This is a genomic window from Weissella uvarum (genome assembly GCF_016908785.1).
Classification (GTDB): domain Bacteria; phylum Bacillota; class Bacilli; order Lactobacillales; family Lactobacillaceae; genus Weissella; species Weissella uvarum.
On the sequence record NZ_JAFBEO010000005.1, the window covers coordinates 63,937 to 78,400 of the forward strand.

Genomic DNA, 14,464 nt, shown 5'->3' on the forward strand with positions numbered 1-14,464 from the left:
TTTTTTATATTACGCGGTGATAAATATCTTGCGGCACTACTCTAGACTTCCACCATCCACTAGATCGCTTTTTAGAATACAAAATACCTTTTGTTCGCGTAACTTAAAATGATAATACCTAAAAACTAATCTTGATTCAAGTAATTATCTTTATTTTCTTCTAAATCAGGCATCACAACAACTGTTTCCTTTGGTGCCGTTTCTGATTCTGATTCAGATACAGACGTGTCATCCATACCAGGTTGTACCTGCGTCACTTGTGATTCAGGTGCATTTGGTTGGTCAGCAACCGCCTTTTGGAATTCAGCCCAACCTTCAGTGTTCATCAAATCCAATTGTGCATTTAACAAACCAGAGATACGTTCTTTGAAGGCCGCCATTTCTTTAGCCATCGCATCGTGGTGGGCAACCAAGTCAGCATTCTTTTGTTGACTTTCAGATAACAAGTTATTAGCCTTAGCATTGGCTTCCATCACAATCTTTTGTGCTTCAGTCTCTGCTTGTTGCAAAGTTGCTTCTGCTTCTGCTTCGGTTTGCTTCTTCAAACGATCAGCTGCTTCTTGCGCAATCAAAATTGAAGAATTTACTGATTGCTTCATTTCTTCAACTTGGGTTGCATTTGAATCAGCTTCTAACAACTTAGTCCGCAAAGCTTGATTTTCTTGTAGCAAATTATCGTAATCTACAGCAATTTGATCTAGAAAGTCTGTTACTTCACTTTTATCAAACCACTTGTTAGAACGAGTTGTAAATTGCTTTGAATGAATTTCTTGTGGGGTTACTGCCATTTTATAACACTCCTGTCTATTTTTTTAAACGTGCCACAGTTAATTTATGTTTATCTTGTCTTGTTAAACCATTGTCAGCCATAACTTGCATCCGACCATGACCACGAACAGAAAGTAAATCACCAGGCTCCAAAGTAACGTCTGGATGAAGTTGCTCTGCCCAATTTAATTTTACATCACCATGTTCAACCATTTGTTTGGCTATGCTACGTGAGAGTTGATACGTACTAGCTACCACATTATCTAAACGCGTAGAAGTAGCCAATATATCAACGGTTTCCCATTCAACATTAGGCACGAGGGCTTGGTCGACCGCTACATTTTTAAAATGTACCTTGGCCCCACCAATTCGCTCAATATGCTGATTCACATAGTCCGCCACGACAGGTGTCGTAACAAATTGCCAACGCTCATTGTCATCAGTTACGATATCGCCAACTCGGTCACGTTCAATACCATTATGCATCAACGTCCCTAAAATGGTCCGATGTTGCAAAGTTAAAAACTTTTTAGGATAGACGATTTCGACCAATTGCATTTCATAAACCGAATTGTCCAAGGTTTCTATATCAATATAATCAGGTAATATCAAACCACGTTGCATTTCTGCATCCGCAATTAAACCGTTTGTCCTTAATGTTAACGATGCCGCTCGATTAACCAAAGTCTGTAAAATATAGCGTTCGCGTGGATTTAAAAACGGTGTTAATACCAATCGGTATTCATCCACCGCCTGTGCAACCCAATCGACTGCCTGTTGTACAAAAGCTTGCTCATTACTTCGAAAATGTTGTCGCATATCTGCCATGATAATCGACCTCAGCTTAGTGCATTCATAATTGAAAAGACACCATATTGTGCGGCCTGTAACAAAATCAAAGCAATGACTGGGCTAAAATCAATCATGCCAATGGGTGGCACGATTCTTTGAATCGGTCCAACCACAATCTCGGCAAGTCGTGTAATCAATTGACCGACCTTACTATCACGTAACGCAGGTATCCAACTCATTAGCGCCCAAATAATGATAATCCATTCAAACGCCCGTAAACCATACCCGACTAACGTGAGGATCATTGCCATTTACACTACCTCAACTAACTACCAAATTGTTGGCTGACAGTTTGTGAAATTGAACCTGAAATCTCAAAGTTATGTGGCGTAGCCACAAAAATTTCATCACCGACACGTTCAACATCACCATCAACAGCAAACGTTGCTCCGGCAATGTAATCTAACACACGGAGTTGATTGCGTTCGTCAATTGCACTAAAGTTCACGATAACCGCCTCGCCCTGCAAAATTTGCGTAGCGATTGTTTGTGCATCAGCATAAGTTCTTGGTTCATATAAGGCAATTTTAGCTGGAGTATTGCGCTTACCATCCATCTTCAACACATTTCCTCGTTGAACTGGCTTGCCTTTACGTTCATCACTTTGTTCGGCTTGGTCATTCTCAACATAGTCGTCACGTTCAACTTCTTCTTCATACGTATCATCTACGCCAAAGAAATCTTTGAATTTATCAAATGCCATCTTCATTCACCTACTTTTCTTCACGTTTATTCCAGTTAAAGAAAGCTGGACGATCAATTTCGTCTTCTTGGTTTTGTTCTGGAGCTGGTGTTGTTTGTGCAGCGGCTTGATTTGTATTTTCAGTCGCGTTTGCCTCATTGCCTACAGGAGCTTGACTTTGATTGGTCATATTCCAGTTAGCAAATGGATCAGCTGGTTCAGCAGGTTGACTTGGTTGTGCAGCGGGTTGTGTAGCTTGCGCAGCAGGTTGCGCTGATTGATTTTGATTCTCAAATGGGCTTGCTGCATTTGCACCAAGCTTAATCTCAGGACGTGGCGTCTGAGCCTTATCAATACCAGTTGCAATAACAGTTACCAAGATGTCACCATCCATATTTTCATCAATGGTTGTTCCAAAGATGATGTCTACATCAGTGCCTGCAGCTTGCGCAATTGTTTCAGAAGCTTCTTGGGCTTCAAACAATGACATATCAGCACCACCCTTAATTGAAAGCAATACATTTGATGCGCCTTCAATCTTAGCTTCTAGCAATGGAGATGCAATTGCCTTGCGGGTAGCTTCAGCGGCACGGTTTTCGCCTGATGCTTGACCAATTCCCATCAACGCTGTACCTTGGCCTGCCATAGCAGTCTTAACATCAGCAAAGTCCAAGTTAATGATTCCAGGCTTAGTAATCAAGTCAGAAATACCAGAAACTCCTTGTAGCAACACATCATCAACCATCTTGAAAGCATCCATGATTGGCGCTTTTTTATCAACGATTTGCAAAAGATTGTTATTTGAAATCACAATCAATGTGTCAACATTTTCTTTTAGGTTAGCTAGTCCTTCAGCAGCTGACTTACCACGGCGTGGTCCTTCAAATGAGAAAGGACGTGTGACAACACCAATTGTTAATGCACCAGAATCACGTGCAATCTTAGCAACAACTGGAGCCGCACCAGTTCCGGTTCCACCACCCATTCCGGCAGTGACGAAAACCATATCAGCACCTTCAAGTGCTTCTGAAATTTCTTGCTCGCTTTCTTTAGCGGCAGCTTCTCCGACTTCAGGACGCGCTCCGGCCCCAAGGCCACGCGTTGCTTTTGAACCAATTTGAATTTTGTTCTCAGCTGCTGAACGGTCTAATGCTTGGGCATCGGTATTGGCGACGATAAAGTCAACCCCTTCAACCCCTTCATTTACCATGCGATTAACGGCGTTTCCACCACCGCCACCGACACCAATTACTTTAATTGTTGCGCCATATTCTTGATTTGTATCCATTTGGAAATCCATATTGAGCTCCTTGTATTCGTTCATATTTAGTCAAAGAATTCACGGAAGAAACCAGAAATTTTTGATGGTTTCTTTTTTGAATCACGGGTATCTGCTTGATTAGCATCATCTTGGTTAAAAGATGGATCATCTGGAGCAACCAACGTTGCTTCTTGCTCTTTTGGCGTTGATTGCGCCGTCCGATTAACCGGTTGGCTGACAGTTGCCGGATGACCTTCACGATTAGTCGTCAATGGCATTCCGTAGAGTGCCTGCTTAACAATTAATTGAACCGGTAACTGTAACGCTGCATATTGAATAACAGCCCAAGTATTCGCAAAACCTGGATGCCGAAGTCCAATATCATCAGGAACAAACAAACGTGCCTGCGTGCCAAACTGATTTTGAATTGCATCAGTCATACCTTCTAAGGCAGCACCACCACCAAGGGCGGTTACGCCACCAGGCATTTGCAAGGCACTCACCATCCCAAGCTTTTCAGCTAGCTTACCCAAGATTTGGTCAACACGAGCTTCAATAATTTGTGAAAGATATGCCTGTGAAATAGCCTCCGGCTCAGCCTGTCCAACTTTGGTGACCATCAATTGTTCTTGACTATCAGCCAATTGGGTCATTGCCACACCAGAATCTAGCTTGAGCATTTCTGCATCATAGCCACCAATTGATAAGACCGTACTAATATCTTTTGAGATATTTTCTCCACCAGCTGGAAATGATGCAATAAATTTGATTTGATTATTTTGAACCACAGATGCAGTTGTCTGACCAGCACCTAAATCAAGTAAAATACTACCAAACTCCTGTTCAGCCTCTGAAAGTACCGTTTTACTGGTGGCCAATGGCGTAAGTACACAATCACGTAGATTTAAGCCCGCCTTACTAATAGCCATCTTCAAATTACCGAGTACATTTTTAGGAGCAGTATAAGCAATACCGTTCATGGTTAATCGCATCCCGACCATATCATTAGGGTCTTGAATGCCATCAAAATCATCTACAGCAAAATCCGTGGGCACTAAATCAACAATTTCACGATCAACAGCTGTTTGACCTTTAACGCTTTCACGTACGGCAGCTTCAACATCTTTATAAGAAATATGTTGAGAATCCTCAACCGTTACCTGTCCGTTCACTTGAGGAATTTGAATGTTCTCTGCTGGGAGGGCTGCAATGACATCAGTGATTGTTTGACCAGCCTGTTCATTAACTTGCGCCATTGCTTGTCGAATATCGGCGGCAGTAGCATCAATGTCAACCACAACGCCTCGTTTGACGCCGTGTGAGACAGCTCGTCCAACCGCAACAATATTTACTTGCTGATTTCGGACATCTGCGGCCAACGCTTTAATTGTGTTGGTCCCAACATCTAAACCAACAATTAATCCATGATTGGCCATCTGATTTCCTCCTTCATTACATTCTTTAAAAATTAAAGTCAATAAATTAAATATTTTCTTTAAAAGAATACCATATTTCTAGGCTTTCTTCTACTTTTCACCCAAAATTAACCGAATTAAGCCACTTTTTTTATTAAAAGGTTTGTTGGTAGCCATATGCACCAACTTGTAAATCAATAATCGTCTTTTTATTGGCTTTATCCGGATGACTTTGCTGGTATTGTGCCACAATTGATGGATAGTACTTTAACTTACGATCAAGATCCCCTGCACTCACTAATACTTCATTTCCATCATTCATATACAAGATGAGTCGATCACTATTTAGCTTCGTTGGCGACCAAACAACATCTGAAACAGAGCGACGCACTGGGCCAGATAACTTACCAAACCTTTCGGTTACTTGCTCCAGCGTTTTATTATTAGGAAAATCATCATAAATAGGATAACTATCCGCTGGATGATGCTTCAAATTTGTCGCTAAAATGGTGCCATCTTCCAAGATTTTTTGATAACCATCATCATTTTTCAAATAGCCCACTTGATGTCGCTCTTTAATATGCACAACGAGGGTTGTAGGGTTCTTCATCGTTAACGTTAAATCTGAAATTTGCGGATTATGTTGTTGCGCCTGCTTTTTAAAAAAGGCCTGTTCTTCATAAGTTAAAAAAGTTGATTGTTGTTTTTTTAATGTCGCAGCTGCTAAGATATCTTTCTTCTTTAAATCATCATGCCCAACAACTTGATAATGTTGTACCTGCGCAAATGGTGAGTTAAACCATCCCACCCCTAGTAGAGCAACAACCAAAATACCAATCACAATCATGCCTTGTTTCCGTTGCCTTTTCCACGCATCACCTGTAGCGGGAATATTTAAAGCAACCTCATCAAGTCCTTCATCATCATGATATTCATCAGGTAAAAAAGCATCTACCTCTTCAGCATCAGTAGATTTTTGTGGTGCTTTGGCTACCAGAGCCTGCCAGAACGTCCGGAAAGATAGATTAAATGAACGTCTATTCTTTTTTTGACGAGGTGGTCGCGGTGTTTTGGGCTTTTTGGATGCTTTATTTTGAGTAGTAGCGTCTTTTTTGCCTTGCTTTGCTTGAGAGGACGTCGCATGTGCAGATGTTGATTCCTCATCAATAAGTTGATTCAAATGTTTTTGAATGTCTGACGTTGATTGATTTTTTGAATCATCATCTGCCATTGCATCTTCCTCCTCGCACTTGTTTTACTTAATAACACTTTTAATTAAATCAATAAATTCGTCAGCTGCATCAGGAACGCCAAACTTTTTAGCGTTCTCTGCCATGTCAGCTCGCAAATTGTCATCCACCATAATTTCATTGATGGCGTCAAATAACGTAGTACCAGAAAGCTCTGATTCTGTTACCATTTTAGCTGCCTTAGCATCAACTAAACTTTGCGCATTCTTAGTTTGATGATCGTTGGTCACATAAGGACTTGGAATCAAAACCATCGGCTTACCTAAAGCAGTTTGCTCGGCAATGCTTGTGGCTCCAGCCCGACCGACAACTAAGGCCACTTTTGGCATCAATTGCGGCATGTTACCAATATATGGCACAACGGCAACATTACCAGCTGGTTGAATGTTTTGCTCGGACAAATCAGCCTGAACCTCTTCATAGCGCTTTTTTCCTGTTGCAAAAATCACCTGATAATGTGCTTGGTTAAATTGGGGCATTGCTTGAACCATTGCAGCATTCAATTTCAAAGCTCCTTGTGAACCACCAAAAACTAACACGGTTGGCACATTTCCATCTAATCCTAACTCAGACCAATTAAATTCACCTTTGCCGTCGACCACTTCTTGCGCACGTGGGTTACCAACTTCAACGGCTTGGCCAGGTTTAAAGGCTGAAATAGCATCTGGAAAGGCGACCCCAACTTTATCGGCCTTACGCGCCAAAAACTTATTTGTCACGCCGACAACTGAATTTTGTTCATGAATCACCGTTGGAATCTTAAGTAATTGAGCTGCATACAAAACTGGTCCAGATACATAGCCACCGGTTCCAACCACGACATCAGGCTTAAAAGCCTTTAACATCTTTTTTGCTTTCGCGGTTCCAGTTAAGAACAGATATACCGTCTTAAAATTATTGAGCGAAATTGAACGATCAAAACCTTGAATCTCAATTGCTTTAAAATCAATCCCTGCTTTAGGAACAATTTCTTTTTCGAGACCACGTTCACCACCAATATACAAAACTTCTGTCGCCGGGTCGATTTCCTTTAAGCGATTAACCGTCGCTAAAGCTGGGTAAATATGTCCACCGGTACCACCACCAGAAACTACAATTCGCATTATTTCACCTCATTCGTATGTGCTGCAGCATAATCTTGTACTGCTTGAATAAATAAGTCACCACGCGTTTCGAAATTAGGATATTGATCCCAAGATGCTGCTGCGGGTGATAGCAAAATTAAATCACCAGGTGCACTGGTTTGAAAGGCTAACGGCACAGCCGTTTGCACATTTTCAGTTTTTTCAACCGGAATGTTTACTGTTTGAGCCACCTCAATTAATTGATTGGCTGTCTGTCCAAATACAATCATCTGTTTAACATGAGCCTTTAAAACTGGTGCTAGACGCATCAAATCATCACCACGATCTAACCCACCAGCCAAAAGAACAATTGGTTGTGTAAAACCTGACAACGCACTTTCTGTTGCTTCAATATCAGTTGCTTTAGAATCATTATAAACCATACGATTCAAATATGTTCCAACTTTTTGGAGCCGATGCTTTACACCTGTAAACTCTGATAAAGCTTGCTTAATGGCTGATACGGGAATTTCTTGCAGACGACCAACCGCAATTGCCATAAGTGCATTTTCAATATTATGATCCCCACTGACCCCCAATTGATCAACGGACATGATTGCTTCATCTTTATAATATAGCCAGTCATCTTGTTGATAGGCTCCGGTTTGAGTGACCCCCGTCCGTGAGAACGGTATAACCTGTGCCGCAGTCTGTTGACTTAATTCCCGCCATTCAGCGCGGTCAAAATTCATCACCAAGAAATCACTAGCGTCTTGATTCTTCGTAATATTCATTTTAGCAGCAACATAATTTTCGCGGGTACCGTGATAGTCAAGATGTGATGCATAAATATTTGTAATCACTGCAATCTTAGGTTTTAAATCGGGGACGCCCAAAAGTTGGAAGGAAGATAATTCGGTCACCAATGTGTCTGAAGGTCGCACTGTTTTAGCAATTTCACTAACCGGTGTTCCGATATTCCCGGCCACACGTACATCATGCTGATCATCGCTTTGCGTTCTCAATACAGCCGCAATCATCTCAGTTGCTGTCGTTTTACCATTTGATCCAGTCACAGCAATCCAATCCCCTTTGATATAAGGTTGGGCCAAAGCCACTTCTACTTTAATCGGAATGTGACGTGCTTGCGCTGCCTTTAAAATTGGAATTGAGTATGGAATTCCCGGATTTTTTACGATTTGATCAACACCATTGAGTAACGATTCATCTTGCTGCGTCGTAAAAGTAACACCTTGCTGCGCTAACTCTTGTACCGTTGCATCTTGCATATCCAACTTTGGATCTGAAACAATAACTTCATCTCCATTATCCAATAATAACTTTGCTGCGGCTGCTCCAGAACGAGCAAACCCAATGACCAATGTCCGCATATCTAACTCCCTCTTATGTTTAAACCGACGTCATATGTGTTACAAATAAATAAATCTATGTATGTAAGATGCTAAGCATCTTACTTTGAATAATTTTAAAAAATCAAAAAGTATAATCCGGCTCCAATTAAACCAATTGCCCAGAATAAGCTATCTACTTGCCATTCATTCCAAGGATGGTCCACATTACCAGTTAATCCACCCTTTTCAACACTATGATGAATTGGTGTAATTAAGAAAATTCGCTTCCCAGTTAAACGATACCAAGAGATTTGAATAATCACTGAAAGTGTATCTAGCATGAAGACAACCCCAATCAAAAGCAATGACCATTCTTGGTGCAAAACAATTGAATTCATTGCCAAACCAGCTCCTAATGCTAATGAACCCGTATCACCCATAAAAATTGACGCTGGATAATGATTAAAGACGAAGAAGCCAATCAAAGCACCAATCATCAAAGCATCAACTAAAATAACGCCTGCATTTGCTTGTTGCCATGCAATGATAAGATAAGCCCCATAAGCGATGATTGCTAATCCAGTTGCTAGCCCATCTAAACCATCGGTCAAATTCGTCGCATTCGACCAACCGACCAACCAAATAATCACGAAAATAGTATACAAGAATGTATTATGCAAAGTTGGCAACCCAAAAGGAAGCGCCAAACTAAATTCAAATCCACTCATGTGCAAAAGAATTACGCCTAGAATTGCAGCCAAAATTTCAACACTTAATTTAGGTAAAAAGCGAAAACCTTCATCGCGGTGGTTAAAAACTTTAATACTATCGTCAAAGCCACCAACAATTGCATAAAACAAAATTGCCAAAATCACGACAAAAGCGGTTACATCGAATGACTTTAAAACAAAACTCAAAATCAAGAAACCAATCACCACAACCGCGATAAATCCGGCGCCCCCCATCGTTGGAGTCCCCGCCTTAGCAGCATGATCAGGTTCATTTTCCCCTGACCGCATAACGAGTTGTTCCACTTTAATCTTTTTAAACCAGTTACGTAAGGCTGGTACAACAACCAGCGTGGTTGCTAAACCAACCAGTAACCCAATGACTAAATTCCACATATTCCCTCTCTACTCCTTTATTCTACCTTTGGTTGTTTAAATTTAATTGTAATTGTCTGCATAGCTGAACTAACTGGCATCCCACCAGCAGCAGATTGCTCAGCAACGAATCCTTGCCCTTGGAGGTCGACTTTAACATGCGCTAATTGCGCCCAAGTTAAGACATCATTCCGCGACCAACCATGCATATTTGGCACTTCAAGTTGCTCACCCGTGTTTAAGAAAACACGTTGATTTTGCAGCATTTCCTTATTTCCGGCTGGACTTTGACTCACGATATGAGCACCCGATCCCATGACAAGTGGTTGCAAATGTGCCTTTTTAACTTGTTGCTTAGCTGTATCACGATCTTGCTTAACAACCTTAGGCACACGGGTCACTTGCTCATGGCTGCTGACCGACTTTTTATCGCCCTTAACCATTTGTAGTGCTTGCATCATGACTGGTTTGAAGACCCCAGCCATTTGTTTTGTGACATTTTCAGTGTCTTGCTGTGGTTGCTTAACCACAATGTACATCATATAACGTGGATTTTTGGCTGGTGCCATCCCCATCCATGAATGAATTTCTTCTTTAGCATCTTGCGCGTTATTGTAACTGCCCCCAGTAGAAACCTGAGCGGTACCTGATTTACCAGTCGTCCTAATATTATCAAGGGCATAGTCTTTACCAAGACCATCCTTGCTATAAATGACTGCTTCAAGTTGCTTACGTGCTTTCTTGGCCGTCTCTGGCTTAATAGCCCGACTTACCTGCTGACGCTTAGCTTCATAGACCGTCTTATTATTATTCGGATTGACAATACGATCAACCAAATGTGGTTTAATCGCTTCACCATTTCCAGCAATCGCTGAATATCCTTGCATCATCTGTAATGGTGTCGTTGAAATCGCCTGTCCAAATGCTGTATTGGCTTGTTCAAATGGATATTTAAATTGCATCATCCCAGCTGATTCTTCTGGCAATCCAGAATTAGTTGATTTCAAGAAGCCAAAACGATGGATATATTTCTGCCACGTCTTTGCACCTAACTTTTGTTCAGTCTTTGCCATTGCCACGTTTGATGACAAAGCAATCCCTTGACTATAGGTAATGTCACCCCAACCTTGACCATTATTCCAATCCGTAACTTTATTACCATCAATCTTAAGCGTTCCAGATTGATAAGTATTATTGGCTTGCCACTTATTTTGGTCCAAAGCAGCCGCCAGTGTAATTCCCTTCATTACGGATCCAGGTTCAAACGCTGTTGTTAATTCATCACGCCAGTAATCACCAACCCCACGTCCAGTTTCGGCATTATAATTTGGACGCTGGGTTGTCGCAACAATGTCTCCTGTTTTGGTATCCATGACAACAGCCACAGCCGACTTTGGTTGCATATCGCTCACTAGAGCATCCATCCGATTTTCAAGGGTGGTTTGTAATTTAGCATCAATTGTTGTGTAAATATCATACCCATTTTTAGCTGGAACTGACTTAGCTCGGTTGGCTTCATTTTCGTCAACTGCAGTCGTTTTAATACCATCACGACCAGTCATTTGTTTGTTCCAGCCAGCTTCGATACCACTTTGCCCTTTGAGTGTTGTTAAACCAGTCTTTTTATTTTCTACGCTATTTGCAAGACCAACAACATTAGCGGCCATCGAACCATTCGGATAAAAACGTGCAGCACTTCCCACAAATGTAAGTCCTGGGATATTTTGGCTCTTTAGCTTCTTATAGTCCATCACATCCAGCTGGGTACCCTTTGAACCAAACTGTACCTGCGCACGCTTAGTTTTGCGTCCTTCTTTTAAAACTGATTCATATGTATCGACCTTACCACCCAATGTCTTAGCCAAAGCTTGACTCACTTTTTTGTCATCTTTTGCCTGCACATATAGCTTTTTACCGTTTGGTGCAATTTGTTTCTTATCCAAAATAGCCACAACTGTATATGAAGTTGTGTTTTCGGCCAAGGGGTTCCCATTTACGTCAAAAATTTGGCCACGCTTCGCTTCATCAACGCTTTGGCTTTGATAAATTTGTTGCGTGGCCTTATCTAGATGATGCCCTTTAACTTCTTTTGTCACCGCAATATTTGCATAACGAAATCCCAATACTACTAAGACAATCAGCATCGAACAAATGAGTATAAATCCCGCCAGTCGACTATTTCGATCCATCTTCTTCCACATCGAAGTTCGTCCTTGCTTACTCATCTACTTCACGTTCCTAACGTTATCATGATTGATTGAGAGATTTTCTTTATTTGCAACCTGTGACAAATGCTCATTGTTTGTTAAAGTGCCAATTTCTTGACGCAAATCATTATTTTCATTCTTAGTTTGCGTCAATTCTGCCATCATCTGATTAACATTCGCATTAACCTTGGCAGTTTGATTACTAACATTAATGACTAATAGCATCCCAATGATAGCGACTGCTACTGTTGCAGCAAGCATTGTGATATCCAAAAAATTCCAACGGGTCGCCCCAAACTTTCGAACAACATGCTCTGTTTGCCGCTCTGGATTAGGTTGACTCTGATAGCGAGGTTGATTTTGCCACTTCTGTACATTATCCATGATTATTCACCTTTCTCTCAATAATTTATTTAATACGTTCAATGATGCGTAGCTTAGCTGAATGGGCACGATGATTGTCAGCCATCTCAGTCTCACTTGGCAAGATTGGTTTACGATTTACAAGTTTAAAATCCGGTTCCATTTCTGCTGGAATAATCGGCAAGCCTGCTGGTACTTCTGGCAATGCTGTTTTTTCCTTAAACATCGTCTTAACAAGCCGGTCTTCTAAAGACTGGAAAGTAATAACGGCAATCCGCCCACCGACATTTAAAAGATCCAAGGCTTGTTGCAGTGAAGTTTCGACCGCTCCTAATTCATCATTAACTGCAATTCGAATCGCCTGAAATGTCTTTTTAGCTGGATGACCACCTTTACGACGGGCGGGTGCTGGAATCGCTGATTTAATAATGTCAACTAACTCGAAAGTCGTCTCGATTGGCGCTTGCTCACGCGCTTTCTCAATCGCGCGGGCAATTTGCTTGGCAAATTTTTCCTCACCATAGCGTGATAAGATACGCATCAAATCTTGGAATGACCATTCATTTACAATCGTACGTGCATTTAAATCTTGATCTTGATTCATCCGCATATCAAGCGGCGCATCATAATTATAAGAAAAGCCACGTTGGCCATCATCGAATTGCGGAGATGACACTCCCAAATCATAAACGATACCATCAATGCCAGTTACACCATGATCAGTTAGTTCATCAGTTAAATTACGAAAATTATCTTGAATTAGATGTACTTTCCCAGCAGCCAGCTCATCTGCTAAATGACTCTGATTATAATTAATAGCCGTTACATCTTGGTCAAAGCTCCATAATTGCCCGGTCGTTAACTGACTAGCCAATAATTTTGAATGGCCACCACCACCAAGGGTCGCGTCAACATAAACGCCTGATGGATTCACTGCCAATCCATCAATTGCTTCGTTGAGTAAAACGGTCGTATGTTCAAATTCACTCATGCTATGCTCGCAACCTCACTCATCCTTTTGTTTTTTAATAATCAATTGTATTTGTTTTTAAATGCCTAAATCATCTAAGCCATCTGCAATGTCGTCAAAGTTTTCGGCCACATTTTCTTCATAGCTTTGCCAATTAGCAGAACTCCAAATTTCAAACGAATCATCACCCAATCCGAAAATTGTCGTGTCTTTTTCTAACTGCGCGTATTCGCATAACGACTTTGTTAGCGTAATGCGACCTTGCTTATCAAACTCAACTTCTTGTGCACCACCTAAGACAAAACGCTTAAATTGACGTGCTTTTGCGTTTGTTTCTGGCAAGGCCCGAACCGTCTTTGAAAATTCTTCCCAACCCGCTTGGGTATATGCACGAATCGAATGCTCCATCCAGCGCGTCACAATGAAAGAATCTCCGAGCTGATTTCGAAACTTAGCCGGAATGATTAAACGATTTTTATTATCGATTGTATGTTGATAGGTTCCCATGAACATCGTTTAACCCCTCCTTGCCTAAATTTATTGAACTCAGCCGACACTACGCCTATTAAGATAATCCAACATGATTAATTTACCACAATTCGCCACTATTCTCCACTATCCCCCACCACGTTTTTTGTAAAAAAATGCGGTTTCAAATAGAAACAGCTTTAAATCAATGTTTCTAAGCAAAAAAAGTCCAAAAAAAATAGTGGGGAGCTTCCCCACTATTTCATCAATCCCCACCAATTAAAAAAGCACTATGGATTTCTCCATAATGCTTTTTTAATTAATTTACTTCATTAAACTTCATGATAGCCATTTTCAATCGGAATTTGATCTTCATAATCCTGATCATTACGTTGTCCAGCAAAAAAGGCTAACCCTTCCACAGCCAAATACAAAATAGCAAAAGCATACCCATAAATTGCAGGTACCCAACCGATGACTACCGCCACGGCAAAGAGGATTGGCCAAACTAACAGCATCCAAATCAATGCCCCACGATGTTTCAAAGTCCGAGCCAACCAAATACTAAACCCAACATTTACCAGTAAATAAATACCGACAATAGCCCACAGCAATGGGATGTTTAACATCTTCACCAGCAATGGCTCCACAAAAGCAAAAACCACAATCAATAGCCAAATTGGCCAATTCATTATTTTAAAGTATTTTT

General features: G+C 41.1%; 15 protein-coding genes. All 15 read right to left on the bottom strand.

Annotated elements, in window-relative coordinates; translation table 11 throughout:
- Nucleotides 1–125: 125 nt before the first annotated feature.
- Entirely contained in the window at nt 126–788 is a 663-nt protein-coding gene (locus JOC36_RS06690; protein WP_205145732.1) for a DivIVA domain-containing protein, read from the bottom strand.
- Nucleotides 789–804: 16 nt separating this feature from the next.
- Complete coding sequence (locus tag JOC36_RS06695; RefSeq protein WP_205145733.1) at nt 805–1,596, bottom strand: YlmH family RNA-binding protein; 792 nt, start codon at nt 1,594–1,596, stop codon at nt 805–807.
- Between the two features lie 11 nt (nt 1,597–1,607).
- The gene (locus JOC36_RS06700) at nt 1,608–1,871 is read right to left on the bottom strand and encodes a YggT family protein (RefSeq protein ID WP_205145734.1); all 264 of its coding nucleotides are present in this window, start codon (nt 1,869–1,871) and stop codon (nt 1,608–1,610) included.
- A gap of 14 nt (nt 1,872–1,885) precedes the next feature.
- Nucleotides 1,886–2,323: a cell division protein SepF gene (locus tag JOC36_RS06705; protein ID WP_205145735.1), complete on the bottom strand. Its 438-nt coding sequence runs from the start codon at nt 2,321–2,323 to the stop codon at nt 1,886–1,888.
- A 10-nt stretch (nt 2,324–2,333) separates the two neighbouring features.
- A complete protein-coding gene (ftsZ, locus tag JOC36_RS06710) occupies nt 2,334–3,602 on the bottom strand; it encodes a cell division protein FtsZ (RefSeq protein ID WP_205145736.1) in 1,269 nt (422 codons plus the stop codon).
- A gap of 26 nt (nt 3,603–3,628) precedes the next feature.
- Nucleotides 3,629–4,999 (bottom strand): cell division protein FtsA, encoded by a 1,371-nt coding sequence (gene ftsA, locus JOC36_RS06715; RefSeq protein WP_205145737.1) that lies wholly within the window; start codon nt 4,997–4,999, stop codon nt 3,629–3,631.
- Nucleotides 5,000–5,132: 133 nt separating this feature from the next.
- The gene (locus JOC36_RS06720) at nt 5,133–6,209 is read right to left on the bottom strand and encodes a cell division protein FtsQ/DivIB (RefSeq protein ID WP_205145738.1); all 1,077 of its coding nucleotides are present in this window, start codon (nt 6,207–6,209) and stop codon (nt 5,133–5,135) included.
- A 24-nt stretch (nt 6,210–6,233) separates the two neighbouring features.
- Nucleotides 6,234–7,331 carry an undecaprenyldiphospho-muramoylpentapeptide beta-N-acetylglucosaminyltransferase gene (gene murG / locus JOC36_RS06725; RefSeq protein WP_205145739.1) on the bottom strand — a complete coding sequence of 366 codons (1,098 nt, stop codon included), beginning with the start codon at nt 7,329–7,331 and terminating at the stop codon, nt 6,234–6,236.
- Nucleotides 7,331–8,683, bottom strand: a complete 1,353-nt coding sequence (gene murD / locus JOC36_RS06730; RefSeq protein ID WP_205145740.1) for a UDP-N-acetylmuramoyl-L-alanine--D-glutamate ligase — start codon at nt 8,681–8,683, stop codon at nt 7,331–7,333. The genes murG and murD overlap by 1 nt, the downstream gene beginning before the upstream one ends.
- 95 nt (nt 8,684–8,778) lie before the next feature.
- Nucleotides 8,779–9,768, bottom strand: coding sequence for a phospho-N-acetylmuramoyl-pentapeptide-transferase (gene mraY / locus JOC36_RS06735; protein ID WP_205145741.1), 990 nt, complete (start codon nt 9,766–9,768; stop codon nt 8,779–8,781).
- Nucleotides 9,769–9,785: 17 nt separating this feature from the next.
- On the bottom strand, nt 9,786–11,972 hold the full coding sequence (locus tag JOC36_RS06740; RefSeq protein WP_205145742.1) for a penicillin-binding protein: 2,187 nt from the start codon (nt 11,970–11,972) through the stop codon (nt 9,786–9,788).
- Nucleotides 11,973–12,338 (bottom strand): cell division protein FtsL, encoded by a 366-nt coding sequence (gene ftsL / locus JOC36_RS06745; protein WP_205145743.1) that lies wholly within the window; start codon nt 12,336–12,338, stop codon nt 11,973–11,975.
- A gap of 25 nt (nt 12,339–12,363) precedes the next feature.
- A complete protein-coding gene (rsmH, locus tag JOC36_RS06750; RefSeq protein ID WP_205145744.1) occupies nt 12,364–13,308 on the bottom strand; it encodes a 16S rRNA (cytosine(1402)-N(4))-methyltransferase RsmH in 945 nt (314 codons plus the stop codon).
- A 57-nt stretch (nt 13,309–13,365) separates the two neighbouring features.
- Nucleotides 13,366–13,800, bottom strand: coding sequence for a division/cell wall cluster transcriptional repressor MraZ (gene mraZ, locus JOC36_RS06755; protein ID WP_205145745.1), 435 nt, complete (start codon nt 13,798–13,800; stop codon nt 13,366–13,368).
- Nucleotides 13,801–14,087: 287 nt separating this feature from the next.
- Nucleotides 14,088–14,447 carry a hypothetical protein gene (locus JOC36_RS06760; RefSeq protein ID WP_205145746.1) on the bottom strand — a complete coding sequence of 120 codons (360 nt, stop codon included), beginning with the start codon at nt 14,445–14,447 and terminating at the stop codon, nt 14,088–14,090.
- Between the last annotated feature and the right edge of the window lie 17 nt (nt 14,448–14,464).

What these genes read in the sequence shown, in the direction of transcription:
- murG (WP_205145739.1), bottom strand. Translation starts at nt 7,331, where the DNA reads ATGCGAATTGTAGTTTCTGGTGGTGGTACCGGTGGACATATTTACCCA.
- JOC36_RS06700 (WP_205145734.1), bottom strand. Translation starts at nt 1,871, where the DNA reads ATGGCAATGATCCTCACGTTAGTCGGGTATGGTTTACGGGCGTTTGAA.
- rsmH (WP_205145744.1), bottom strand. Translation starts at nt 13,308, where the DNA reads ATGAGTGAATTTGAACATACGACCGTTTTACTCAACGAAGCAATTGAT.
- mraZ (WP_205145745.1), bottom strand. Translation starts at nt 13,800, where the DNA reads ATGTTCATGGGAACCTATCAACATACAATCGATAATAAAAATCGTTTA.
- JOC36_RS06720 (WP_205145738.1), bottom strand. Translation starts at nt 6,209, where the DNA reads ATGGCAGATGATGATTCAAAAAATCAATCAACGTCAGACATTCAAAAA.
- JOC36_RS06695 (WP_205145733.1), bottom strand. Translation starts at nt 1,596, where the DNA reads ATGGCAGATATGCGACAACATTTTCGAAGTAATGAGCAAGCTTTTGTA.
- JOC36_RS06705 (WP_205145735.1), bottom strand. Translation starts at nt 2,323, where the DNA reads ATGGCATTTGATAAATTCAAAGATTTCTTTGGCGTAGATGATACGTAT.
- JOC36_RS06690 (WP_205145732.1), bottom strand. Translation starts at nt 788, where the DNA reads ATGGCAGTAACCCCACAAGAAATTCATTCAAAGCAATTTACAACTCGT.
- ftsA (WP_205145737.1), bottom strand. Translation starts at nt 4,999, where the DNA reads ATGGCCAATCATGGATTAATTGTTGGTTTAGATGTTGGGACCAACACA.
- mraY (WP_205145741.1), bottom strand. Translation starts at nt 9,768, where the DNA reads ATGTGGAATTTAGTCATTGGGTTACTGGTTGGTTTAGCAACCACGCTG.
- murD (WP_205145740.1), bottom strand. Translation starts at nt 8,683, where the DNA reads ATGCGGACATTGGTCATTGGGTTTGCTCGTTCTGGAGCAGCCGCAGCA.
- ftsL (WP_205145743.1), bottom strand. Translation starts at nt 12,338, where the DNA reads ATGGATAATGTACAGAAGTGGCAAAATCAACCTCGCTATCAGAGTCAA.
- JOC36_RS06760 (WP_205145746.1), bottom strand. Translation starts at nt 14,447, where the DNA reads ATGAATTGGCCAATTTGGCTATTGATTGTGGTTTTTGCTTTTGTGGAG.
- ftsZ (WP_205145736.1), bottom strand. Translation starts at nt 3,602, where the DNA reads ATGGATTTCCAAATGGATACAAATCAAGAATATGGCGCAACAATTAAA.
- JOC36_RS06740 (WP_205145742.1), bottom strand. Translation starts at nt 11,972, where the DNA reads ATGAGTAAGCAAGGACGAACTTCGATGTGGAAGAAGATGGATCGAAAT.